Origin of the sequence: Streptomyces griseorubiginosus, assembly GCF_017614965.1 — a bacterium.
Taxonomy (GTDB): Bacteria; Actinomycetota; Actinomycetes; order Streptomycetales; family Streptomycetaceae; genus Streptomyces; species Streptomyces griseorubiginosus_B.
This window is the reverse complement of the sequence record NZ_WVUG01000129.1, coordinates 1-23,501: the sequence shown is the minus strand read 5'-3', so window position 1 is coordinate 23,501 and position 23,501 is coordinate 1. Positions and strand designations below refer to the sequence as shown.

Sequence of the window (23,501 nt, the reverse complement as noted above, 5' to 3'; positions counted from 1 at the left end):
CCTCCGCCCCCGGCACCCTCCCGGACGGCGGCCACTGCGACCCGGACCAGCGCCGCCGCCGTTGCCCCGTCCGTACCCTCGCCGACGGAGTCATCGCCGCCGGCCGGTATCCCCCGCTCCGTCGCCAGCCTGCCGATCGCAGCAGCCCCCGCCAGCGAATGGAAACCGCCCTCGCAGTCCGTCGCCGACGGCAGTCCCGTCGTTCCCGGGACCGGCAGGAAGCCGATCTCGCCCGTGCCTCCGGAGGCGCCCCGGCGCAGCTTCCCGTCCAGGACCACGGCGGCGCCCGTTCCATGGCTGAGCCAGAGCAGGACGAAGGTGTCGCGGTCCCGGGCGGCGCCGTCGCGCTGTTCGGCCAGCGCCGCCAGGTTGGTCTCGTTCTCGATGCTGACGCGGGCCTCGGGGAGCCGTTCCTGAAGGGCGGCGACCAGGCGGCGGTGCCATTCCGGCAGGCCTGTCGAGTCACGCAGTTCCCCCGTGGCGGGGTCGATCAGGCCCGGCGCGCCGATGCCGACGGTGTGCAGCCGGTCCGCCCCCGCCTCCTTGGCCACCCGCTCCACCAGCGCGACCGTCTGCTCCACCGCCGGCCCCGTCCCCGTGTCACCCCCGATCGGCACCGACGCCTCCGCGAGCACCCGCCCCACCAGGTCGGACACGACCACGGAGACGCCCTCCGTGCGGACGTCCAGGGCCGCGAGGTGCGCGCGGTCGGCGACGATGCCGTACAGCTTCGCGTTCGGCCCGCGCCGCACCTCGCCCGCCTCGCCGACCACGGTGATCAGCCCGGACGCGGTGAGGCGCTCGACGAGGTCGGCGACCGTCGGCCGGGAGAGTCCGGTCAGCTGCTTCAACCGCCCCGCCGTCAGCGGGCCTTCCTGCTGGAGCAGACGCAGGGCGAGCCGGTCGTTGATGGCCCGGGCGGTGCTCGGGGATGCGGGCATGCCGGGATCCTTCCAGATCGCGGGACGGCCGGGCGCGAGGCCCGGGGTCCCGTACGGCCAGTAATCCCCTATTTATCAGGCAGGGTTCCTGATAGTTTATCCGCCGCGAGCGGGACCGGAGCGGCGACGGGAGGGCCGAGAATGAGTGACGTGGTCTACGACCGGCACGAGGTGAGGCGGGCCCGGTACGCCGTGGCCGCTGTGTTCACCGTGCACGGCGCCGTCACCGGTTCGTTCGCCACCCGCGTTCCCTGGGTCCAGGAGCACGCCCACCTCAGCGCGGGCGAGCTGGGCTTCGCGCTCGCCTTCACCGCGTTCGGCGCGTCCTGCGCCATGCCGCTGGCCGGGCGCATCAGCCACCGCTTCGGCAGCCGTACGGCCCTGCGCGGGCTGATCGCGATGTGGACCCTGTCCCTGATCCTGCCGGCGCTGGCCCCGAACCTGCTCACGCTGTGCCTGGCGATGTTCGTCTACGGCGCGAGCGCGGGCATGGCCGACGTCGCCATGAACGCGCTGGGCGTCGAGATCGAGCACCGTCTCGACAAGTCGATCATGTCCGGTCTGCACGGCATGTGGAGTGCGGGCGCCCTGATCGGCTCGGCGGGCGGCACGCTCGCCGCGCACCTCGGCGCGGACGCCCGTGTCCACTTCGCGCTCGCTGCGGCGACCCTCACCGCACTCGGGCTGCTGTCCTGCACCTGGGTGCTCGACCTGCAGCCCGCCGAGGACGAGGAGCCCCCGCCGAGGTTCGCGCTGCCGCCCAGGTCCGCCCTGCTCATCGGCGCCGTCGGTTTCTGCGCGGTGTTCGCGGAGGGCGCGAGCCTGGACTGGTCGGCGGTGTTCCTGCGCGACCAGCTGGACACCTCGGCGGCGCTCGCGGCGGCGTGCACGACCGGATTCATGCTCACCATGGCGGTGGCGCGACTGGTGGGCGACGCGGTGGTCAACCGTTTCGGCGCGGTGCGCACCGTGCGGGCCGGCGGTGTCCTTGCCGTCCTCGGCGGCCTGCTGATCGTCGTCGCGGGCGAACCGGTCGTGGCGATGGGCGGCTTCGCGCTGCTCGGGCTCGGCATCGCCGTCGTCGTACCGCTGTGCTTCGCGGCGGCCGGGCACAGCGGCCCGAATCCGAGTCAGGCGATCGCGGGCGTCGCGACCATCACCTACACCTCGGGCCTGATCGCGCCCGGCCTGATCGGCGGGGTGGCGCAGGCGACGAGCCTGGTGGTGTCGTTCGTGCTGGTGACCGTGCTGGCCGGCGGTCTCGCGGCCTTCGCCGGGGTGCTCAGGACCGGCGAGCGCAACCGGCCGAAGGTCAGTCCGCCGAGTGCAGCAGTTCCCGACCCGCGGCCCTGAAGGCGTCGCTCCACGGCGCGGGGCGCATCGTCCCGGGGTCCAGCCGGACCAGGACCCGGGTGCCCTGTGCGTAGGTGACCGCGCCGTCCTCGGAGCAGAACCGGAAGCCGTAGGTCAGGCCGGTGGTGCCGAGCCGCTCCAGCCAGAGGTGGACGGCGTAGGTGCCGGGCCGGGTGACCGGGGCCTCGTAACTGACGCGGAGTTCCTTGACGGCGTTGCAGGCGTCGCCGGCCGCCGCCCAGTCGCCGGCGAAGTGGATGCCGTGCTCCTGCCACAGCTCGGCCCAGGCGCGCTCCACCATCAGCGGGTAGCGGGCGTTGTGGAGGAGGCCGAGCGCGTCGAGGTCGTCGAAGTGGACGGTGACGGGGATCAGCCGGCCGTGGGACAGGGCGGGCGCGATCGGGGCTTCGGCGGTCACGGGTGGGGCTCCTGAGCGTCAAGGGTGAAGCGGTGGGGACACTCCATCCTAAGCGGACGCTCAGGAGCCCCGGTCGGGACGGGCCTGGTCAGCCCGCTATGGAGTCCAGTTGCTCGGCTGCCGGACGCAGCTCCCAGAGGTCACCGCCGGGGGGCGCCTCCAGTTTCGCGACGGCCCTTTGAGCAGCCTTGTCCCCCGCGTCCGCCGCCGCGTGCACGACGTCGCTCGCCGCGTAGCGGTGGAACTCCAGCTCCGGGTACGGCCAGGTGGCGGACCCGGTCGCGGTGGGCAGCAGGAAGTCCACGGCCTTCAGGACACCCTGACCGTCTGGCCCGTGATAAGCCCACAGATTCACGCCGACGTGCCGGCCGATCGCCGCGAGCCGGGTGTAGGCGACCAGGTCGAAGGTCGAGTAGTGCCAGCTGCGGGTGCGGGCCAGCTCCTGCGGCTGGCTGCCGTCGGCGGCGATCTGCGGATCGATGCGTCTGGCGCGCGCGTCCAGAACGGTCTTCCGGGCCAGCGCCCGGTCGCCGGTGGCGTACGCGAGGGCGGCGAGCTGCATGTCGTAGAAGGTGCCGTGGTTGTTGGCGGCGGCGCCCTCGTCCTTGCCGAAGGCGCTGTTCTTCAGCCAGCCGAGGAAGTCGGCGTTCCACTTGCCCATCGCGGCGCGGTCCTTGGCGCTCCAGCCCGGCGCCCCGGTGGCGAGGAGAGCCTGGGCGTCCAGGACGCTGGTGTACGACTGCGAGAAGTCGATGATGCCGATGGCGCGTCCGTCGTACTTGCACGGGATGAACTGGGCGTGGTTCAGGTTCGGGTTCATCCGGGTGGCCGGGTCCAGGAACCAGGTGCGCAGGACCTGCGCGGCCTTCTCGGCGTACACCCGCCTGCCGGTGTAGTACCAGGCGAGCGAGAGGTCGTACGTCGAGTCGAAGACCTTCTCGACGTCCTGGCGGTCGGTGCCGCTGTCGACCTCGGGGTTGCGCTGTCCGTCCCGCTGAACGTACGGGCAGCCCCAGGGATTGTCGGCGGTCGGGGTCGTGGTGGGCCACCAGTAGGGGGCCTGGCTGAGGTAGTCGTGGACGTCGCCGCCGGGGGCGGGCTTGGGTTTGTCGACGACCGTCCACGGACCCTGGTTCAGCCAGGTGTCGGCGCGGGCCGTCAAGGTCCGCAGTTCCCGGCGCAGTTGGGGATCACCGCGGTCGAGGCGGGCTTTCGTCTGCTGCAGTCGGCCGCCGTCGAGGACGGCGGTGTCGGGGGCCTTGGGGCTCGCGTGTGCGGAGGGGACGAGGGCGGCTCCGATGGTCACCACGGCGGCGAGCAGCACGGCCGCGCGGGATCTTCCACTCATCAAGCACTCCGATCCATCGAACGGACGATCAGGAATGTGAACGTGGTTCATGAGTAGGACCGTGCGAGCGTAGAACCCTGAGGTAGCCGTGACAATGGTCCGGACAGGACTTCATGTACAGAGAAAGCGAATCCGCCCCATGGACCTCGGCGTGCGCTGGAAACTGCACGGAGACGGGCGGACGCCCGCGCCCGGAGCGGTGGTACGGCCCGACGAGCGGCTCTCCTGGCCACGCACCGTCGGGCTCGGCGCCCAGCACGTGGTCGCGATGTTCGGCGCGTCCTTCGTGGCGCCGGTGCTGATGGGCCTGGACCCCAACCTCGCGATCATGATGTCGGGCGTCGCCACCGTGATCTTCCTGCTGGCGACGCGGGGCCGGGTGCCGACCTACCTGGGCTGCTCGCTGTCACCGGCGCGCTCCTCGTCGCCGGCTTCGCCCGCCTGTTCGGCCTCTGTTCCCAAGTTCGGCGCGGTCGTGGCCGCGATCCCGGGCATCACCGGCCACCACCCGCTGCGCGCCTTCGCCCCGCCCCACCTCACGTCGCAGGAGCCGCTCTTGGACGAGGGCACGTCCTCCTACGACGAGGCCAAGTCGTAGGCGTACGACGGACTGAACGTCCCCGGCGCCCCCTTGCACCCGTCCGACTCCCCCGGCAGCTTCACCCACAGATAGGCGTCGATGCGCGCCTCGCCGGTGCTGAGCGTCGGCGCCCGCCCGATCCCGCGGCCCGCCGGATCGCACCACTGTCCGTCGGGCGGTGCGCCGTTGCCGTTGCGGCTGGTGTCGATGACGGCGCCGAGGCCGGCGGGGCCGCCCAGGTCGGCGAGGACCGTACGGTCGTAGGCGATCTCGTCGGCCGTGGTGCGGAAGTTGGAGACGTTGCTGAAGATTCCGTCGGAGGAGTCGGGGGAGGCGGCTCCCGCCTGTCTCAGCAGGTCGGCCTGTTTGTCGGCCGGGTTCCAGCCGGAGTGCCCGGCGTCGTAGTACACGCGGGCCTTCGGGTCGGCGTCCTTCAGGACGCGGCCTGCGCGGGCCAGGGAGGCGAAGCGGGCGGTGCGTTCGCTTCCGGAGAGGCAGTCGGACTGGGCGATCGAGTCGGGCTCCAGGACGACGATGACCTCGCCCCGGCCGAGACCGGTCGCGAAGGAGTCGATCCACGCGTCGTAGGCGGCGAGGTCCGGCGCCCCGCCCTGGGAGGCGCCGCCGCAGTCGCGGTCGGGTATCGCGTACGCCACGAGGACCGGCACCCGGTCCTGCGCGGCGGCTCCCGAGGTGACCGCGCGGACGCGGGAGGCGATGGTCGCGGGTGTGGGGTCGGTGAACCACACGGCCGCCGGTTCGTCGGCGATCCGGGAGTCGATGAGCGGGGTGCGCGGGTCGCCGGGGTGGGCGCGGACCCACTCGAGGACCTCGGAGCCGGGGTACAGGTAGAGACGGGCGGACACCGTCGGCGGTCGCGGGCTCTCCTTCGTCCTGGTGGGCGCCGGGCTGCTTGTCCTCGATGAACTCCGGACGGGCGACGGGGACTTGGTGATCCTCGGTGTCGCGGACACCTGGTCCGGCGTAGGCGATCCGGTCACCTCCGGTTTCGCCGCCTCGGTGCCCGCGCCCCGCCCGTCGTCGAGGGCGGACACGATGCCGGTCGTGGTACCGACGGCGACCACGACGGCTGCGAGGGTGACCATGGCACCCCGCCGGGCGGCACGCCGGCGCTCGGCCCTGCGGGCCGCCAGACGCCGGGCACGCAAGCCTGACACGGCCTCGCTCCTCCCTCCCCCCGCCGCGAGCGCGTTCCCCCGTTCCGGGGAAGCACCGGGCCCGGCGGCGCTCACGTCAGCCTAGGACTGGGACCCTTCCCCCATGGCGCAATTGGAACACTTCACCACATCCGTAGACACGGTCGTCTCCCGTATGCGCGCCCTGGACGCGAGCCTGCCCGAGCGGGACGGCCTGGCCGTCTTCAACCGCGTCTACCTCGCCGTCACGGAGTCCGTCGACCGGCACATCGACCGGGGCGTGTTCTCCGACCCACGGGCGGCGATCACGCTGGACGTGCGGTTCGCGGAGCGCTACCTCGCGGCCGTGGAGGCCGTGGCGGACGACCGCCGCCCGCCCGCCTGCTGGCGCCCCCTGTTCCAGTTCCGCCGTCATCCCGGCGTACGTCCCCTGCAGTTCGCGCTGGCGGGCATCAACGCGCACATCGGCCACGACCTGGCGCTGGCCGTCGTGGACACCTGTCGTAGCCTCGGCTGCGAACCGGCCGATCTGGAGGATGAGTTCGACCGCGTGGGCGACCTCCTCGTCTCGCTGGAGGAGCGCATCCGCGAGGATCTGATGCCGGGCCCCGACCTGCTCCAGATCGCCGACCCGCTGACCCACCTGCTCGGCTCCTGGAGCCTGGAGCGCGCCCGCGACGCCACCTGGACCACCGCGCGGGCCCTGTGGGCGCTGCGCCGACTCCCGGACGTGGCCGAGGAATTCACCGAACGGCTGGATACGGCCGTCGGATTCGCGTGCCGCATACTGCTCACCCCGCTGCCGGATTAGGTTGCCCGTTGAACCGACGCGAAGGAGCGCACGCATGGCCGTCCGGCTGGGACTGAGCCTCCCGCAAGCACAGCAGTACGACATCGGACGCGACGTGCCCGACGTGGCCCGCACCGCCGAGCGGATCGGCTACGAGAGCCTGTGGGTCTACGAGCGGGCCCTGTTCCCCGAACCCGCGACCCAGGGTCTGTACGGCATCGACGGGCTGGCGTGGCCCGACCTGTACCGCGGGGTTCCGGACCCTCTGGTGACGCTGACCCTGGCCGCCGCGGCGACCGAGCGGGCCGGACTGGGCACCAGCATCCTGGTCGCCCCGCTGCACAACCCCTTCCAGCTGGCCAAGTCGCTGGCCACCCTGGACGCCGCGAGCGGCGGCCGGGTGCTGGCGGGGTTCGGCACGGGCTGGTCACTGGACGAGTACGCGGCCGCCGGCGTGGCGCCCTTCGAGGAGCGGGGCCGGGTCCTGAACGAGATCATCGACGTGTGCCGGGCCGTGTGGGGTCCGGACCCGGTGACCTACGAGGGCCGGATCACCCGGATCGCCTCGGCGGTGGTGGGCCCCAAGCCCGCCCGTCCGATCCCGGTCCTGCTGCCCACCAACAGCAGGAAGGCGATGACCCGGCTCGTCGACCGCGCCGACGGCTGGATGCCCATCGCCATGGGCGCGGACCGACTGGCCGCGCAGTGGCGGCAGGTGCAGGACCTGGCGGCCGAGCGCGGCCGCAGCGCACCGATCGAGACCTGGGTGCGGATCAACGCCTCGCACGACCCCAAGGGCCACGACGGCGCGGACCGCTCCCCGTTCCAGGGCAGCACCGCGCAGATCGTCGACGATCTGGCGGTGCACGCCGAGCGCAGTGGCCTGGACGCGTTCTTCTTCGACTTCCAGGGCACCGCCCGGGACGCCGAGGAGCTCAAGGACCTGGCCGCCGAGGTGTACGAGGCGGTCCGCGCGGCCGGTGTCTAGTCCTCCGGCAGTTCGACCGGCGCGATCTCGTCGTACACGTCGCCCGGGCCCGGGTTGGCCGCGTCGGTCTCGCCGCCCAGATGGTGCATGACGCCCCAGACCGCGTTCAGCGCGGTCTGGATGGCGCCCTCCGCCCAGCCCGCCGTCCACGAGATGTCGTCTCCGGCGAGGAAGATGCCCCGCTTGTCCTCGGGCAGCCGGTCCTGCATGAAGTGCGTGAACAGGCGCCGCTGATAGCGGTAGTGGCCAGGCAGGTTGGCCTTGAACGCGCCCATGAAATAGGGCTCGTTCTCCCAGGACACGGTCACCGGGTTGCCGATGATGTGCCCCCGGATGTCGACCTTCGGATAGATCTCCGACAACGACTTCAGCATGACCTCCATCCGCTCGTTCGCGGACAGCGGCAGCCACTTCAGACTGTCGTCGCACCAGGTGTACGACAGGCAGATGACCGCCGGCCGGTCCGGACCGTCGTCCAGGAGGTAGGTCCCGCGCGTCATGCGGTCGGTGAGCGTCATCGACATGACGTCCCGGCCGGTCTCCTCGTCCTTGTCCAGCCAGAACGGCCGGTCCACGGGCACGAAGAGCTTGCTGGACTCCATGTAGTGGGTGCGCTCGATGGCGGTCCAGTGGTCGATCGGGAAGAGCGAGTCGTCGCAGGCGATCTTCGACAGCAGCATCCAGGACTGGGCGGTGAAGATCGCCGCCTTGTAGGTGCGGATGTCGCCGCCCGCGTCGGTCACGGTGATCCGGTTGCCGGCCGCCCGGTGCAGCCGGGTCACGGCGGGGCGGGGCTCGCCGTTGACGTGCAGGGACTTGAGCGAGGTGCCGTAGGGCCAGTGGACGATCTTCTCCGGCTCGCGCTCCCACAGGCGCAGCGGCAGCTGCTGGGAGCCGCCGACGATGCCCCGGTGGTGGTCGTCGGCCTCGGTGTAGACGACCCGCAGGATCTCCAGGATGGAGTTGGGGAAGTCGGTGTCCCAGCCGCCGGTGCCGAAGCCGACCTGGCCGAAGATCTCCCGGTGCCGGAACGACCTGAACGCCTCGGAGTCGCAGAGGAAGCCGTAGAAGGTCTGGTTGTCGAGCTTCTCGACGAGCCGCGCCCAGATCTCGCGGATGCGCGGCACGTCGCGCTCGCGCATCGCCCGGTTCATGTCGGAGAAGTCGGCGCCCTCTTCGAGGCACTTGTTCCAGGCGGCGGCGACATCGCGGTAGACCTGCGGCAGGTCGTCGATCGTCTCGGCGTAGTGGGACTCGCCCTTGAGGTCGACGACGGTCGAAGGGGTCGCCTCGGCAAGGGGGTTGGGGAAGGGCCGGGTCTCCAGGCCCACCAGGTCGATGTAGTGCTGGAGGGCGGTGGAGGAGGGCGGGAAGCGCATCGCGCCCATCTCGGCGGTCAGGCCCTCGGTGCCCTGGCCGTCGAAGCCGACGGTCCGCAGCCGTCCGCCGATCCGGTCGGCCTCGTACACGACCGGCTTCAGGCCCATCTTCATCAGCTCGTAAGCGGCCACGATGCCCGACAGTCCGCCGCCGATGACCGCGACCTCGGTGCCGTGGGCGGTCGCCGGTATCTGGCCGAGGCCCGCCGGGTGGGCGAGGAAGTCGTCGTAGGCGTACGGGAAGTCCGGGCCGAACATGGTGATCGGCGGCAGCTGCTGCTCGTCCGCATGCTCGACGGCGTTGGGCACGGTGGACGTCATGGGGTACGGACTCCTTGCACAGACAGGGCGTTGGGGGTGCTTCAGACCAGGGACCCGTACAGACCGGGGCGGCGGTCCTTCAGGTACGGGTTGGCCTCGCGGGAGGCGGCGAGGAAGGCGGGGTCGACGTCGGCGACGACCAGTTCCTCGCCGCGGCCGGCGCGGGTGCGGGCGATGCCGTCGGGGCCGGCGAGGGCGGACAGTCCGAAGAACTCGAACTCGCCCTCCGGGCCGACCCGGTTGACGTAGGCGACGTACATCTGGTTCTCCCAGGCGCGCACCGGGACCATGGCCTCTGCGACGAACTGGAAGGGGTGCATGTTCGCCGTCGGCACGACGAGCAGGTCGGTGCCGGCCAGGGCGTGGGCGCGGGCGTTCTCCGGGAACTCGACGTCGTAGCAGATCATCAGGCCCACGGTCAGGCCGCCGAGCCGGGCCTGGACGAGCGACTGCTCGCCGGGGGTGAAGTGCTCGCGCTCGGCGGGGCCGAAGAGGTGGGTCTTGCGGTAGTTCGCGAGCCGGGTGCCGTCGGCGGAGATCAGCTGCGCGGAGTTGTGGACGGTCTCGCCGTCCCGCTCCGGGTAGCCGTAGACGAGGGAGATGCCGTGCCGGGCGGCCATCTCGGCGACCGCGTCGGCGGACTCGCCGTCGGCCGGCTCGGCGAGGCGCGCGATGTCGTCGCCGATCGCGTAGCCGGTCAGGAACATCTCCGGCGCGGCCAGCAGCGCGGCCCCCGCGGCGGCGGCACGGCCCGCGGCCGCGTCGAGGACCTTGAGGTTCTCGGCGACGGATCCGGGACGTCCGGAGCTCTGGAGCAGGGCGGTGCGCATGCGGGTTCCTCACCGGTGCGGATGCTTTTGAGGGTCACCTAGAAGGTACGGTCGCGGCGCCACGACCAGCAAGAAGAAGCCGTTGCGCGCCGGTGAGCGGTTCATTGCGTACGACAGCCGTCCGACGACGATTCGTTGCGCGCCCGGTGCGCGGGCCTGTCGCCCCAGCAGGGTCGTCGACCGATGGGCGACCGCGCGACGTCACGTTCGAGCGTGCTCTGGACGCGCCGCCCGGAAGCGCTCGTACGACGATTCGTTGCGCGCCGGGCGCTACCGCTCGCGGGCGCGGATCGTCAGGACGAGTGCCGTCAGCAGGTAGGGCAGGGCGAACAGGGCGAAGGTGGTGGCGTGGTCGGTACGCGTGGCCGTTGCCGCGTATCCGGCGTACACGGCGACGGTGAGCAGTTCCGTGCCGAGGCCGGCGACCGAGGTGAGGGTGGCCCGTCCGGTGTCGTCGATGCGCTGCTGGAGGCGGACGTCGGCGAGGACCGTCGCCAGCTGGAAGCCGCCGAAGGCGAGGGCCACCAGGCCGAGGGCGACCGGCGTCCCGGCCGCGGCGCCCGCCGCGAGGGCGACGGCCGCTCCCCCGAGCAGCAGGGCGAGGCCTCTCCTCCCCAGCCGTTCGCAGCGCCCCGCGAGCAGGCTGCCGGCCGTGGCGCCCGCCCAGACCAGCAGGAGCAGACAGGGCACGCGCGCCTCGGACACACCGGTCTCGCGCACCAGCAGAGGCGTGTACTCGTCCAGCGCTCCCCACACGGCGGTCACGACGGGGACGAGGAGGATCGCCCCGCGCAGCGAGCGCTCGCGCCGGACCTCCGAGAAGCCGCTCCTGAGGGTCGCGACCCAGCCCTCGGCCTCGCCCTCCGCGGCCGCCCGGTGTTCCGGGAACCGGCTCCCCACGACGGCGCTCGCCAGGCAGGCCAGCACGCTCGCCGCGCCCACGGCCGCGAAGCCGCCCCAGGCGAGGACCGGCCCGGCCAGACCCATCGCGGCCATCACCGCGACCAGCCCCGCCGCACGGGACCGGCCCATCACACGCGCGTACCGCTCGCCCTCACCGAGCCGCTCCAGCTCCTCGTAGACGAGCGCCTCCAGCGCGCCGGAGACCAGGGCTCCCCGGGCGCCCCACAGCACGAAGCCGAGGGCGAACGCCCAGTAAGAGGGCAGGAGCACCCACAGGGCGAAGCCGACGGCGGTCAGCAGCGGACCGAGGACCAGCAGCAGGCGCCGGGAGACCGCGTCGGCCCAGGCACCGGAGGGCACCTCCAGGACGACTCCGGTCACCGACCAGATGACGAAGAGCGAGGAGATCTGCCAGACGGACAGGCCGGTGTCGCTGAACAGCAGCGCGTACACCGGGTAGAGCAGGACGAAGTCGTCCAGGAACGCGTAGCCGTACAGCGTCGTGGTGATCCGGCGGGCGCCGGCGGTGGAGGATCAATGTCGCCAGGTCATGCCACCGATGGTAGGCGGGCCGGGCGGCTTGGTCCCCCGTATTACCCGGGCGAGCCCGACGAGAAGCGGCGCAGCAGCGGCGACAGCACCAGGACGGACTTGGTGCGCTCCACGAACGGCTCCCCGGCGATCCGCTCCAGCACACGCTCGAAGTGCCGCATGTCGGAGGCGAAGACCTGCACGATGGCGTCCGCGTCGCCGGTGACGGTGGAGGCGGCGACGACCTCCTGGTACCGCTCCAGACCTCGCCGGATGGTCTCCGGCGAGGTGTTGTGCCGGCAGTAGATCTCGACGAACCCCTCGGTCTCCCAGCCCAGGGCCGAGGGGTCCACCCGGACGGTGAAACCGGTGATGGCGCCCGTGGCCCGCAGCCGGTCCACCCGCCGCTTCACGGCGGGGGCGGAGAGGCCCACGATCTGCCCGATGTCCGCGTAGGAGCGGCGGGCGTCCTCGGCGAGGGCGTGCACGATGCGTTCGTCGAGATCGTTCAGCACGGTGAGTGGATCAGCTTTCCGGTGTTGCCAGACGGGAGCGGCGATGGCCGTACCCGAAGTAGACCACGAGCCCGACGGCCATCCAGACACCGAAGACGACCCAGGTGACGGTGGACAGACTGCCCATCATCCAGACGCAGAACGCGAAGCCGAGCGCGGGCAGCACCGGCGAGAGCGGGACGCGGAAGGTGCGGTGCATCCCCGGGCGGGTCCGGCGCAGTACGACGACGGCTATGTTGACCAGCGCGAAGGCGAACAGCGTGCCGATGCTGGTGGCGTCGGCGAGCTGGCCGAGCGGGATCGCGGCCGCGAGGACGCCGCAGAACAGCGACACGATCACCGTGTTGGCGCGGGGGGCGCCGGTCTTCGGGTGGACCTTGGCGAAGACCTTGGGCACGAGTCCGTCGCGGGACATCGCGAAGAGGATGCGGGTCTGGCCGTAGAGGACGGTCAGCACCACGCTGGCGATGGCGATGACCGCGCAGGCGGCGAGCAGGGTGCCCCAGAAGGTCTGACCGGTGACCTCGCGCATGATCTGGGCGAGCGCGGCCTCGGAGTCGTTGAACCGCCGCCAGGGCTTGGCACCGACGGCGACGGCCGCGACGAGCACGTACAGCGCGGTGACGACGACCAGCGACAGCATGATGGCGCGAGGCAGGTCGCGCTGGGCGTCCTTGGCCTCCTCGCCGGCGGTGGAGGCGGCGTCGAAGCCGATGTAGGAGAAGAACAGCGTGGCTCCGGCGGCGCTCACGCCCGCCATGCCCAGCGGCATGAAGTGCGCGTAGTTCCCGGACCGGAAGCCCTGGATGCCGATGGCGCAGAACAGCACCAGCGCGGCGATCTTCACACACACCATGACGGTGTTGGCGCGGGCCGACTCACGGGCACCGCCCAGCAGGAACGCCATGGCCAGCAGGACGACGATCAGTGCGGGCAGATTGAAGACGCCGCCGTCTCCGGGCGGGGCCGACAGGGCGTCCGGGATCGTGACGCCGATCGTCCCGTCGAGCAGTTCGTTGAGGTACTCGCCCCAGCCGACGGCGACGGCGGCCACGGACACGCCGTACTCGAGGACCAGGCACCAGCCGCAGATCCAGGCGATCAGCTCGCCCATCGTTGCGTATGCGTACGAGTACGAGGAGCCGGAGACCGGGATGGTGCCGGCCAGCTCGGCGTAGGAGAGGGCCGAGAAGAGGGCGGTGAGCCCGGCGATCACGAAGGACAGGGTGACGGCCGGACCGGCCTTGGGGACGGCCTCGCCCAGCACCACGAAGATGCCGGTGCCGAGGGTGGCACCGATGCTGATCATGGTCAGCTGCCACAGTCCGAGGGAGCGCCTCAGGCTCCCTCCCTCACCCTGGCCGCCCTCCGCGACGAGGCGTTCCACCGGCTTGCGCCGCATGAGACGCGCACCGAGGCCCGGGGACGGTGAGGCCGACGGGGTGCGCTTTCGCGGGGGTGCGCCTTGGTCCAGCACGCGCTGACTCCTTCGTCACGGCGGTTCGGGCGGCGGGGACCGGCGGCACCCCCGCGCCTGCGGGGACCCACCGAGCGGGGTCCCCGCCACGCCACGTACAGCGCATGACCCTACGGGCAGCCCCTTCGCAGACGAAATGCAGCAACCTTGCGCACTCGCGCAAGTTCCTTGCGTTCATCGCGGTCGCATGCCCATTCGTTGCGCCACGGGACGGGGCAGCTGCTCTCGCCCACCCCTGTCGTGCGAAGCGGGCGGCATGCCCGATTTTCAACGGGGGCCCAGGACAACGGACTTGGCTCAGTTCCAGCTGGCGTGCAGGGGCTTGCCCTCGGCGTAGCCGGCGGCGCTCTGGATTCCGACGACCGCCTTCTCGGCGAACTCCTCCAGGGAGCCGGCGCCGGCGTAGGTGCAGGAGGAGCGGACGCCCGCGATGATCGAGTCGATCAGGTCCTCGACGCCGGGGCGGGCCGGGTCGAGGAACATCCGGGAGGTGGAGATGCCCTCCTCGAACAGCGCCTTGCGGGCCCGGTCGTAGGCCGACTCCTCGGAGGTGCGGTTGCGGACGGCGCGGGCCGATGCCATGCCGAACGACTCCTTGTAGAGGCGCCCGTTCGCGTCCTGCTGCAGGTCGCCCGGGGACTCGTAGGTGCCCGCGAACCACGAACCGATCATGACGTTCGACGCACCGGCGGCCAGCGCCATCGCCACGTCACGCGGGTGCCGGACCCCGCCGTCGGCCCACACGTGCTTGCCGTACTTCCGCGCCTCGGCGGCGCACTCCAGGACGGCGGAGAACTGCGGCCGGCCGACGCCGGTCATCATGCGGGTGGTGCACATGGCGCCGGGCCCGACACCGACCTTGATGATGTCGGCGCCGGCTTCGATGAGATCCCTGACGCCCTCCGCGGCGACGATGTTGCCGGCCACGATCGGGACCTGCGGGTCCAGGGCCCGTACCACCTTGATCGCGCCGATCATCGACTCCTGGTGGCCGTGCGCGGTGTCGATGACGAGCGTGTCGACGCCCGCGTCCAGCAACTGCTTGGCCTTGCCCGCGACATCACCGTTGATGCCGACGGCGGCGGCGATGCGCAGCCTGCCGTTCGCGTCGACGGCCGGCGTGTACAGCGTGGCGCGCAGGGCGCCCTTGCGGGTGAGGATGCCGGCGAGGCGGCCCTCCTTGTCGACGGCGGGCGCGTAGCGGCGGTTGGCCCCGTCGAGGCGGTTGAAGGCCTCGCGCGGGTCGATGTCGGCGTCGAGCAGCACCAGGTCCTTGGACATCACGACCTCGAGCTGCGTGAAGCGGTCCACCCCGGTCAGGTCCCGGTCGGTGACCACACCGACCGGACGGTGCTCCTCGTCGACGACGACCCCGGCGTTGTGCGCCCGCTTGGGCAGCAGGGAGAGGGCGTCGGCGACCGTCTGGTGCGGGGTGAGGACGATCGGGGTGTCCAGGACGAGGTGCCGGCTCTTCACCCAGGAGACGACCTCGGTGACGACCTCGATCGGAATGTCCTGCGGGATGACCACCAGTCCGCCGCGCCGGGCCACCGTCTCGGCCATCCGGCGGCCGGCGATGGCGGTCATGTTGGCGACGACCAGCGGGATCGTGGTGCCCGTGCCGTCCGGGGAGCTGAGGTCCACACCCTGCCGTGAGCCGACGGCGCTGCGACTCGGGACCATGAAGACGTCGTCGTACGTCAGGTCGTACGGGGGCTGGATGTCGTTGAGGAAACGCACGTGCTGCACATCCCAGTCGATCAGAGGTGGCCCCCGGACAGGTCAGCCAGGGGGAAGAGCACGTACTTCATTGTCCCATGCCGACCTGAATGCACTGCCCGGGCGAATCATCCAGGCAGGTCAGAGGCGCCTTCGGAGGAACCTCCAAGGGCCAGGGCCACTGTGGCGGCCGAGGCGTGCGCGAACACGTCGAGCGCGGTGTCCCACTCGTCGGGACGGGCCTCGGCGTACGGGCGCCAGTTGTGCACGACGACCAGCAGCCCCTTTCCGGCCGCCTCCTCGGGCCACGCACCCGGGTCGGAGAGGACGTCGGCCAGCGCGTCCCAGTTGCGGCCGAAGTACTCCGGCAGCCGCAGGTCCCGGGCGCACCGGTCCATCAGGCCCGCCTTGTCCGTGACCCCGTCGAGGTCCAGCGTGACCGTCAGCTGTGTCATCTGCGTACCGCCCTGAACGACTTGTAGTGATCGTCGGTGTAGTAGATGTCGCCGCCCCGCCCGGTGACGAGGCGCCGGGCGCCGCGGTCGCGCGAGCCGGGCGTCGGCACCGTGTACTCGTGGTAGTAGCCGCGCTCGTGCCGGGGCAGCAGCCCCTCGAAGTTGCCGAAGACGACACCGTCACGGGCGTACGGGAAGGGGCCGCCCCGGTCGATGAGGGCGAGCGTCTGCCGTGCCTCGGCGGGGAGTCGGGCGACCCCGACGGTCGCCGTGCCGTCGGACCGCCCCGGCCCGGAACCGGTGGCGGAGCACCCGGCCACGAGGACCAGCAGGCACAGAAGCAAGCGGGGGACGGACCGGAGCAGCATGAGCTGATGCTGCCACGGGCCGTCCCCTCGACCGTCCGTCAGGGGCCGTCCGGGTCCGCCCGGTTGAGCGCCGAGCGCGGTGTCGGGCCGGCCGTCATCAGGACGTCCGCCGCCGACGTGTCCGTCACCAGGCTGGTGACCAGCCCCGACCTCAGCACCGCGTCGATCGCGGCGGCCTTGCGCGCCCCGCCCGCGATCGCGACGACCTCGGGGATACGGCGCAGCTGGTCCGTCTTGACGGTGATGCACCGCTCCCCCAGGTCCCGTCCGACCCGGCGCCCCTCGGCGTCGAAGAGGTGCGCGGACATCTCCGCGGCGACACCGAGGGAGGCGTAGTGCGCGCGCTCCTCGTCGCTGAGCATGTCGTGCACCGTGGAGATCCCGGGCTCCCAGGAGCCGATGGAGACACAGGCGACGGTGACCTTGTCGAAGTACTCGAAGGCGCGCGCGATCCCGGTCTGGTTGCGCAGCGCGGCCGCGGTGGCCGCGTCCGGCAGCAGCATCGGCGCGTAGATCGGGTGGGCGTCGCCGCCGGAGACCTGGGCAGCCCGGCGCACGGCCTCCACCGAGCCGCGCTCGGCGGTCCCGGCGTCGTACACGCCCGTCAGCTGCACCACGGTGCACGGCGGCAGCTTGTCCAGGGCCGCGGCCATGTGGATGGTGGAGCGGCCCCAGGCGAGGCCGAGCACATCGCCCTCGTTGACGAGCTCGCCGAGCAGGTCGGCGGCCACCTCACCGAGGTTCTCCGGGTCGGGTGAGTCCTCGGCCTCGGCCGGGGACTCGACGACGACGGCGTGCCTGAGGCCGTAGCGGGCGCGCAGCGCGTCCGAGCGCTCAGCGTCCAGCTCGGCCGGGACGCGGATCTCGATGCGCACGAGGTCCCGTTCGAGGGCCGTCTCCAGTACCCGGGCCACCTTGAAGCGGCTGACGCCGAACTCCTCCGCGATCTGGATCTTGGACTTGCCCTCGAGGTAGAAGCGGCGGGCCATGGCCGCCGCCTGCACCAGCTCAGCGGGTCCCATCCGCACTGCTGACCGGCCCGCCGACATACCCGACACGGCGATCTCCTCACTGCTGTTCACACTCTGGACTCGCCGTTCATCCTTGCAGATTCGGCGTACTTGATCCGCCCTGATGGGCGCCGTTCACGTCTGTTCACCGACCTGTGGCTCAGTGGTTGCATGCCCAGGACGCCTTGGCCGTGGCCGCCTGCGCCTGCGCGCGCAGGGCACGGACCGCCTCGGCAGGGTCCTCGGCCCCGTACACCGCGGAACCGGCCACGAAGACGTCCGCGCCGGCGTCCGCGCAGCGCTCGATGGTGGACTCCGAGACCCCGCCGTCGACCTGCAGCCACAGCTCGAGGCCGTGCTTGCTGATCAACTCGCGGGTGCGCCGGATCTTCGGGAGCATGATGTCGAGGAACGCCTGCCCGCCGAAGCCCGGCTCGACCGTCATGATCAGCAGCATGTCCAGCTCCGGCAGCAGGTCCTCGTACGGCTCGATGGGCGTCGCGGGCCGCAGCGCCATGGAGGCACGGGCGCCCTTGGCCCGGATCTCCCGGGCCAGCCGCACCGGAGCGGTGGCCGCCTCGACGTGGAAGGTGACGGAACCGGCACCCGCTTCGACGTACTGGGGCGCCCACCGATCGGGGGCCTCGATCATCAGATGGCAGTCCAGCGGGGTGTCCGTCGCACGGGCCAGGGACTCTACGACCGGCACACCGAGCGTGAGGTTCGGGACGAAATGGTTGTCCATGACGTCTACGTGGAGCCAGTCGGCTCCGTCGACCGCCTTCGCCTCGTCGGCGAGGCGGGCGAAGTCGGCGGACAGGATGCTGGGGTTGATCTGCGCGGCCATGACCCAAGCCTGCCATGTCCGGGCACGTTTGTTCGCGCCGGTCCGGACCTAAGCCGTTCATCGGATGTTGTGCGCGGGCGCAGCGTGCCATGCTGGGCCGCTCACCGGCACCGCGTACGTCCACGGGGGTCGCCATGAGGCATCTGGACGCATGGAAGCGGAACACCATCCGGTTCGTCTGCGGACGGCGTTCCAAGTGGCTGATCGTGATCCTGTGGCTGGTGGTCCTGGTGATCGCGGCGCCGTTCGGCTCCAAGCTCAACAGCGCCCAGGACAACGACGCCCAGTCCTGGCTGCCCGGCACCGCCGAGTCCACCCAGGTCCTGAACGCTTCCGAGCACTTCAGGCCGGAGCAGATCCCCGCGGTCGTCGTCTACGCGCGCGCGAGCGGACTGACGGTCCAGGACCGGCGGCAGATCGCCGAGGACGCCCGGCAGCTCAGGACCCTGCACGACCACGGCATCCGCGGCGCCGAGACGCGCGGTCCCGTCTACGACCGTACGACGGCCCCGCGTGCCGCCCAGATCTACGTGCCGATCACGATGGACGCGCAGGGCTGGCAGCGCATCGCGCCCGCGGTCGACTCGATCCGCGACCAGGTCGGCAGGGGCGGCGACGGGCTGGCGGTGCACATCACCGGACCCGGCGGCACGTCCGCCGACTTCTCCAAGGCCTTCGAGGGCATCGACTCGACGCTGCTGTTCTCCGCGATGGCGATCGTGATCGTGATCCTGCTGTTCACGTACCGCAGCCCGACCCTGTTGTTCGTGCCCCTGGTCGGGGTGGTGGTGGCCCTGTTCACGGCGCAGGCGCTGATCTACGTGCTGGCCAAACACGCCGGCCTGACCGTCAACGGCCAGAGCGCCGGCATCCTGACGGTCCTCGTCTTCGGCGCGGGCACCGACTACGCGCTGCTGCTGGTCGCCCGCTACCGGGAGGAGCTGCGCCGGCACACGGACCGGCACGAGGCGATGGAGCTCGCCATGAACCGGGCGGGCCCGGCGGTGCTCGCCTCCGGGGCGACGGTGGTGCTCAGCATGCTGGTCCTTCTGGTCGCCGAGATGAACTCGACCCGGGGCCTGGGGCCGGTGGCGGCCATCGGCGTGATGGTCGCCCTGCTGGCCATGCTGACGCTCTTCCCCGCCCTGCTGCTGGTCTTCGGCCGCTGGATCTTCTGGCCGGCCATCCCGCACGAGGGCTCGGCCGATCCGGTCGAGCGCGGCGTCTGGGCCCGCATGGGCCGCCGTTTCGCCCGCCGTCCCCGCATGGTCTGGGGCATCACGGCCGGGGTACTGGTCGTCCTGTCCCTGGGGCTGTTCCAGCTGCGCGCGGCGGGTATCGCCAACGCGGACGCATTCACCAACACGCCCGACTCGATCGTGGGGCAGAAGGTGTCGGCGCGGTACTTCCCGGCGGGCACCGGCGACCCGCTCGTGATCGTCTCCGACAAGGCCCAGGCCGTCGCGGTGGGCCGTGCCGTCGCCGCGGACCGCGGGGTGGTGCCGCAGAGCATCGGCGTACCGCCGGGCACCGCGCCCGAGCACGACGGGCAGGTGCTGTTCGAGGCGACCATGCGCGCCCCCTCCGACAGCGACGCGGCCAAGGCGACCGTGCAGCGGGTACGGGACGCGGTGCACGCCGTGCCCGGCGCCGACGCGAAGGTTGGCGGCGGTACGGCCGCCCTGCTGGACATGGAGAACGCCCAGACCCACGACAACTATCTGGTCATCCCGCTCGTCCTGGCCGTCGTGCTGCTGGTGCTCGGCGTGCTGCTGCGCGCCCTCGTGGCCCCGCTCCTGCTGGTCGCGACGGTGTGCCTGTCGCTGGCGAGCGCGCTGGGCCTGAGCGCCCTCGCCTTCCGTCACGTCTTCGACTACGCGGGCGAGGACGTGTCCTTCCCTCTGTTCGTCTTCGTGTTCCTGGTGGCCCTCGGCATCGACTACAACATCTTCCTGACCACCCGTATCCGCGAGGAGGCCATCCGCCAGGGCACCCGCCCCGGCGTGGTCACGGGCCTGGCCGCGACCGGCGCGGTGATCACGTCCGCGGGACTGGTGCTCGCCGGCACCTTCGCCGCGCTGGGCACCCTGCCGATGGTCGGCTTCGCGGAGATCGGCTTCGCGGTCGCCCTCGGCGTCCTGCTGGACACGTTCGTGGTGCGCTCCGTGCTGGTGACGTCGCTCTTCCTGGACGTGGGCAAGAAGGTGTGGTGGCCGCACCACCTGGCGCACGAGGACGGCGGGACACCGGCTCCGGAGGCGGTCGGCGCGAAGGTCAGCCAATCCTCCGAATGAGCGCCAGATACATGGCGTCGGTCCCGTGCAGATGCGGCCACAGCTGTACGTCCGGACCCTCGCCGAGGTCCGGCACGCCCGGCAACAGGGGCCGGGCGTCGAGGAGTTCGGTCTCCGGGTGCTGCTTGAGCAGGTCGTCGACGACGGCCCGGGTCTCGGCGAGGTGGGGAGAGCAGGTGGCGTAGCCGACGACTCCCCCGACCCTTACGGCCTCCAGCGCGCTCTTCAGCAGGCCGCGCTGGAGCGGGCCGAATCCGTCCAGGTCCTCGGGGCGGCGCCGCCACCGCGCCTCGGGCCGCCGGCGCAGGGCGCCGAGTCCGGTGCAGGGCACGTCGACCAGGACCCGGTCGAAGGAGCCGGGCCGCCACGGCGGTCGGGTGCCGTCGGCGGCGATGACCTGGTAGGGACCGGGGTTGCCGTGCAACGCCCTGGCCACCAGGCCCGCCCGGTGCGGCTGCTTCTCGGAGGCGAGCAGCACGGCCCCGCGTTCGGCGGCGAGCGCGGCGAGCAGCGCGGCCTTGCCGCCGGGTCCGGCACACCCGTCGAGCCACTTCTCGTCCGGCCCGTCGAGGGGCGCGCCCGCGAGCGCGAGCGCGACGAGCTGGCTGCCCTCGTCCTGCACGCCGGCCCGCCCGTCCCGTACGGCCTGGATGGCCCCGGGCTCCCCGCCCTCGGCCAGCCGCACGGCGAACGGCGACCAGCGTCCCGGGACGGCGGACTCCTCGGCGAGCAGTTCATCGGTGGTGGCGCGCCCTGGACGGGCCACGAGCGTCACCTCGGGCCGTTCGTTGTCGGCGGCCAGCAACTCCTCGATGCCGGCGCGCCCGCCGCCGAGGGAGTCCCACAGCGCCGAGACGACCCAGCGGGGGTGCGAGTGCACCACGGCCAGATGGTCCTCGGGGTCCTCGTCGTAGGGCGGCGCGATCTTCGCCAGCCATCCGTCGAGATCGTCCTGAGCAACCTTGCGGAGAACGGCGTTGACGAACTTGGCCCGCCCGTCGCCGAGGACGACACGGGCGAGCTCGACGGAGGCGGACACCGCCGCGTGACTCGGGATGCGCGTCCCGAGCAGCTGGTGCGCACCGAGGCTCAGCACGTCCAGGACCGGCGGGTCGACCTCACGCAGCGGCCGGTCGACACAGGAGGCGATGATCGCGTCGTACGTCCCCTGCCGGCGCAGTGTCCCGTACACCAGCTCGGTCGCCAGCGCCGCGTCGCGCCCGTCGAAGTCGCCCTTCTCCCGCGCCTTCCGCAGCAGCGGCGGCAGTACGAGGTTGGCGTAGGCGTCCCGCTCGTCCACGGCCCTCAGCGCCTCGAAGGCGAGGATGCGGACGGGGTCCTTCTTGGGCCTGCGGTAGGGCTTGCCGGGTCGACGGTGCTGGTCGCTCACGAAAAAGGTGCTCCGGATGCGGGATCGGGCGATGCGCCTGCGGGATCAGGGGGATACGCCCGTGGGATCAGGCGATATGCCCCAAGGGTACGTCGGCCTCAGCGGCCGAGACTCTCCCTGTCACCGATCCGCACACCACGCGCCCAGTCAGCCGCCCGCATCGGCTTCTTCCCCTGCGCCTGCACCCACAGCAGCTCCACGCCGTACGAACCGGTGCCCACGTGGACGCTGTTCTTGCCGACGGCGAGCTGCCCCGGCGCCAGGTCGGTCCGCTCGGGGACGGGCGTGACCTGGATCAGCTTCAGCCGCTCACCGCGGAAGGTCGTCCAGGCGCCGGGGGCGGGGGTGCAGCCGCGCACGACCCGGTCGACCCGGAGCGCCGGTGCGGCCCAGTCCACCCGGGCGTCCTCGACGGTGATCTTCGGTGCGAGGGTGACGCCCTCGGAGGGCTGCGGCACGGCCTTGAGGGCGCCGTCCTCGATGCCGTCCATGGTCGCCGCGAGCAGCCCGGCGCCCGCGAAGGCGAGGCGGGTGAGCAGGTCGCCGCTGGTGTCGGTGGGCCGGATCTCCTCGGTCACGGTGCCGTAGACGGGCCCGGAGTCGAGCCCCTCCTCGATGAGGAAGGTCGACGCTCCCGTGATCTCGTCGCCCGCCATGATGGAGTGCTGCACCGGCGCGGCCCCCCGCCAGGCGGGCAGCAGCGAGAAGTGCAGGTTGACCCAGCCGTGCGCCGGGACGTCCAGGGCGACGCGCGGCAGCAGCGCCCCGTACGCGACGACGGGACAGCAGTCCGGCGCGATCTCCCGCAGCCGCTCCAGGAACTCCGGGTCCCTCGGCTTGAGCGGCTTCAGCACCTCGATGCCGGCCTCCTCCGCCCGCTGCGCCACGGGGGACGCGACGAGCCGACGCCCGCGCCCCGCCGGGGCGTCCGGCCGCGTGACGACGGCGGCCACCTCGTGCCGCCCGGAGGCGATCAGAGCGTCCAGAGCGGGTACGGCGACCTCGGGGGTCCCGGCGAAGACGAGCTTCATGGGTGGCTACGGGCCTCTCGGACGGCGACGGTTGCGGGCGACGCACAAGTCTATGACCTCGACGGGAGCGACGGGTAAGCCGCCGACGGCGTCTGCCGACGGACCGTCGGCCGTCACGGGAACACGCCCGACGCGTCCACCGCACACCGTCCCCACCGCGTGCCCTCCCTCCACAGGGCGCGCGCATATGCCCTCACGCCCCCTGTGCGTGACCAGCGGAGCGAATCCGCGTTGGTCAAGAAAGAGTTGACCACAAGGGCCGCATTCGCGCTGCCCGATCCCTTTCACGCCGGTTCGAGAGGCTTGTTCATGGCCGACCACGCAACCCACGACGCCCAGGCTCGGGCCAGCCTGCACTTGCTGGTGCGGGACATCGAGCGGGTCCGCCGGCAGGTGGACGCACTGCGCACGCTCACCGCCCAGTTGGGCAACGTCTACCGCCCGCGCCGCTCCGGCCCGTCCACGGGCTTCGTCGTCTACGGACGCGCGCCCGCGCCGACGGTCCGTCTCGCCCAGGAGCTGCGGGACAGTGTCGAGACCCTGGTCACGGCGGCGGTCGACTTCGACCGCTCCCTCGGCTTCTCGTGGGACGCGGTGGGTTCCGCGCTGGGCGTCACCAAGCAGGCGGTGCACCGGCGTTACGGCGCGCGCCGGGCCGCGGCCCAGGCGGCCGCCGAGGCGGAGCGCGCGACCGAGCCGTCGGGCACCCGGACGGTCAACGTCGGCACCGGCATCCCCTCGGTGCCGACGGTCCCCGCGGCCCGCTCGATGCCGACCCAGCCGACGGCGGGCAGCCCCGTCCTCCGCGAGGAGACCAGGCCAACCGCTTTCCCCGGCCCCCGCAACGGCTGAGCCC

Annotated in this window: 21 protein-coding genes and 1 pseudogene; 6 read left to right on the top strand and 16 right to left on the bottom strand. The window is 71.9% G+C overall.

Going from position 1 to position 23,501, the window contains the following annotated elements; translation table 11 throughout:
• A partial coding sequence (locus GRC12_RS23550) for an ROK family transcriptional regulator (protein WP_244373656.1) occupies positions 1–941 on the bottom strand: 941 nt, incomplete at its 3' end.
• A gap of 141 nt (positions 942–1,082) precedes the next feature.
• Here GRC12_RS23550 and GRC12_RS23545 point away from each other — a divergent pair.
• Positions 1,083–2,294, top strand: coding sequence for an MFS transporter (locus GRC12_RS23545; RefSeq protein WP_208781346.1), 1,212 nt, complete (start codon positions 1,083–1,085; stop codon positions 2,292–2,294).
• Here GRC12_RS23545 and GRC12_RS23540 read toward each other — a convergent pair.
• Positions 2,254–2,712: an acyl-CoA thioesterase gene (locus GRC12_RS23540; RefSeq protein ID WP_208781345.1), complete on the bottom strand. Its 459-nt coding sequence runs from the start codon at positions 2,710–2,712 to the stop codon at positions 2,254–2,256. The two genes, GRC12_RS23545 and GRC12_RS23540, sit on opposite strands and share 41 nt — an antisense overlap.
• A gap of 88 nt (positions 2,713–2,800) precedes the next feature.
• Complete coding sequence (locus GRC12_RS23535) at positions 2,801–4,060, bottom strand: alginate lyase family protein (RefSeq protein ID WP_208781344.1); 1,260 nt, start codon at positions 4,058–4,060, stop codon at positions 2,801–2,803.
• Between the two features lie 139 nt (positions 4,061–4,199).
• Between GRC12_RS23535 and GRC12_RS23530 the strand changes: the two are divergent.
• Positions 4,200–4,469: pseudogene (locus GRC12_RS23530) on the top strand (solute carrier family 23 protein); the annotation flags it as partial.
• A 167-nt stretch (positions 4,470–4,636) separates the two neighbouring features.
• Here the strand turns inward: GRC12_RS23530 and GRC12_RS23525 are convergent.
• The gene (locus GRC12_RS23525) at positions 4,637–5,746 is read right to left on the bottom strand and encodes a glycoside hydrolase family 6 protein (protein ID WP_208781348.1); all 1,110 of its coding nucleotides are present in this window, start codon (positions 5,744–5,746) and stop codon (positions 4,637–4,639) included.
• Between the two features lie 175 nt (positions 5,747–5,921).
• Here GRC12_RS23525 and GRC12_RS23520 point away from each other — a divergent pair, with 175 nt between their 5' ends.
• Entirely contained in the window at positions 5,922–6,608 is a 687-nt protein-coding gene (locus GRC12_RS23520; RefSeq protein WP_208781343.1) for a DUF5995 family protein, read from the top strand.
• Positions 6,609–6,642: 34 nt separating this feature from the next.
• A complete protein-coding gene (locus GRC12_RS23515; protein ID WP_208781342.1) occupies positions 6,643–7,575 on the top strand; it encodes an LLM class F420-dependent oxidoreductase in 933 nt (310 codons plus the stop codon).
• On the opposite strand, the gene GRC12_RS23510 is transcribed toward GRC12_RS23515, so the two are convergent.
• The 10 genes from GRC12_RS23510 to rpe form a co-directional block, all read right to left on the bottom strand.
• Positions 7,572–9,275 (bottom strand): flavin monoamine oxidase family protein, encoded by a 1,704-nt coding sequence (locus tag GRC12_RS23510; protein WP_208781341.1) that lies wholly within the window; start codon positions 9,273–9,275, stop codon positions 7,572–7,574. The two genes, GRC12_RS23515 and GRC12_RS23510, sit on opposite strands and share 4 nt — an antisense overlap.
• 41 nt (positions 9,276–9,316) lie before the next feature.
• Positions 9,317–10,105 (bottom strand): carbon-nitrogen hydrolase family protein, encoded by a 789-nt coding sequence (locus tag GRC12_RS23505; RefSeq protein ID WP_208781340.1) that lies wholly within the window; start codon positions 10,103–10,105, stop codon positions 9,317–9,319.
• Between the two features lie 270 nt (positions 10,106–10,375).
• Positions 10,376–11,518, bottom strand: coding sequence for an MFS transporter (locus tag GRC12_RS23500; protein WP_208781347.1), 1,143 nt, complete (start codon positions 11,516–11,518; stop codon positions 10,376–10,378).
• Positions 11,519–11,601: 83 nt separating this feature from the next.
• On the bottom strand, positions 11,602–12,054 hold the full coding sequence (locus GRC12_RS23495; RefSeq protein ID WP_133044837.1) for an Lrp/AsnC family transcriptional regulator: 453 nt from the start codon (positions 12,052–12,054) through the stop codon (positions 11,602–11,604).
• Between the two features lie 10 nt (positions 12,055–12,064).
• The gene (locus tag GRC12_RS23490; protein WP_208781339.1) at positions 12,065–13,531 is read right to left on the bottom strand and encodes an amino acid permease; all 1,467 of its coding nucleotides are present in this window, start codon (positions 13,529–13,531) and stop codon (positions 12,065–12,067) included.
• A 297-nt stretch (positions 13,532–13,828) separates the two neighbouring features.
• Positions 13,829–15,271 (bottom strand): GuaB1 family IMP dehydrogenase-related protein, encoded by a 1,443-nt coding sequence (locus tag GRC12_RS23485; RefSeq protein WP_208781338.1) that lies wholly within the window; start codon positions 15,269–15,271, stop codon positions 13,829–13,831.
• A gap of 107 nt (positions 15,272–15,378) precedes the next feature.
• Positions 15,379–15,705: a barstar family protein gene (locus tag GRC12_RS23480; RefSeq protein ID WP_208781337.1), complete on the bottom strand. Its 327-nt coding sequence runs from the start codon at positions 15,703–15,705 to the stop codon at positions 15,379–15,381.
• Entirely contained in the window at positions 15,702–16,073 is a 372-nt protein-coding gene (locus tag GRC12_RS23475) for a ribonuclease domain-containing protein (protein WP_208781336.1), read from the bottom strand. Before GRC12_RS23475 ends, GRC12_RS23480 begins: the two co-directional genes overlap by 4 nt.
• Before the next feature lie 38 nt (positions 16,074–16,111).
• Positions 16,112–17,155: a sugar-binding transcriptional regulator gene (locus GRC12_RS23470; protein WP_133044842.1), complete on the bottom strand. Its 1,044-nt coding sequence runs from the start codon at positions 17,153–17,155 to the stop codon at positions 16,112–16,114.
• Between the two features lie 88 nt (positions 17,156–17,243).
• Positions 17,244–17,930 carry a ribulose-phosphate 3-epimerase gene (gene rpe, locus GRC12_RS23465; protein ID WP_208781335.1) on the bottom strand — a complete coding sequence of 229 codons (687 nt, stop codon included), beginning with the start codon at positions 17,928–17,930 and terminating at the stop codon, positions 17,244–17,246.
• Between the two features lie 134 nt (positions 17,931–18,064).
• On the opposite strand from rpe, the gene GRC12_RS23460 reads away from it, so the two are divergent.
• The gene (locus GRC12_RS23460; RefSeq protein WP_244373654.1) at positions 18,065–20,224 is read left to right on the top strand and encodes an MMPL family transporter; all 2,160 of its coding nucleotides are present in this window, start codon (positions 18,065–18,067) and stop codon (positions 20,222–20,224) included.
• On the opposite strand, the gene GRC12_RS23455 is transcribed toward GRC12_RS23460, so the two are convergent.
• Positions 20,205–21,614: an RsmB/NOP family class I SAM-dependent RNA methyltransferase gene (locus tag GRC12_RS23455; protein WP_208781333.1), complete on the bottom strand. Its 1,410-nt coding sequence runs from the start codon at positions 21,612–21,614 to the stop codon at positions 20,205–20,207. The genes GRC12_RS23460 and GRC12_RS23455 overlap by 20 nt on opposite strands.
• A 98-nt stretch (positions 21,615–21,712) precedes the next feature.
• Complete coding sequence (gene fmt, locus GRC12_RS23450) at positions 21,713–22,645, bottom strand: methionyl-tRNA formyltransferase (protein WP_208781332.1); 933 nt, start codon at positions 22,643–22,645, stop codon at positions 21,713–21,715.
• A 309-nt stretch (positions 22,646–22,954) separates the two neighbouring features.
• Between fmt and GRC12_RS23445 the strand changes: the two genes are divergently transcribed.
• The gene (locus GRC12_RS23445; protein WP_133044847.1) at positions 22,955–23,497 is read left to right on the top strand and encodes a hypothetical protein; all 543 of its coding nucleotides are present in this window, start codon (positions 22,955–22,957) and stop codon (positions 23,495–23,497) included.
• The last annotated feature ends 4 nt before the right edge of the window (positions 23,498–23,501 follow it).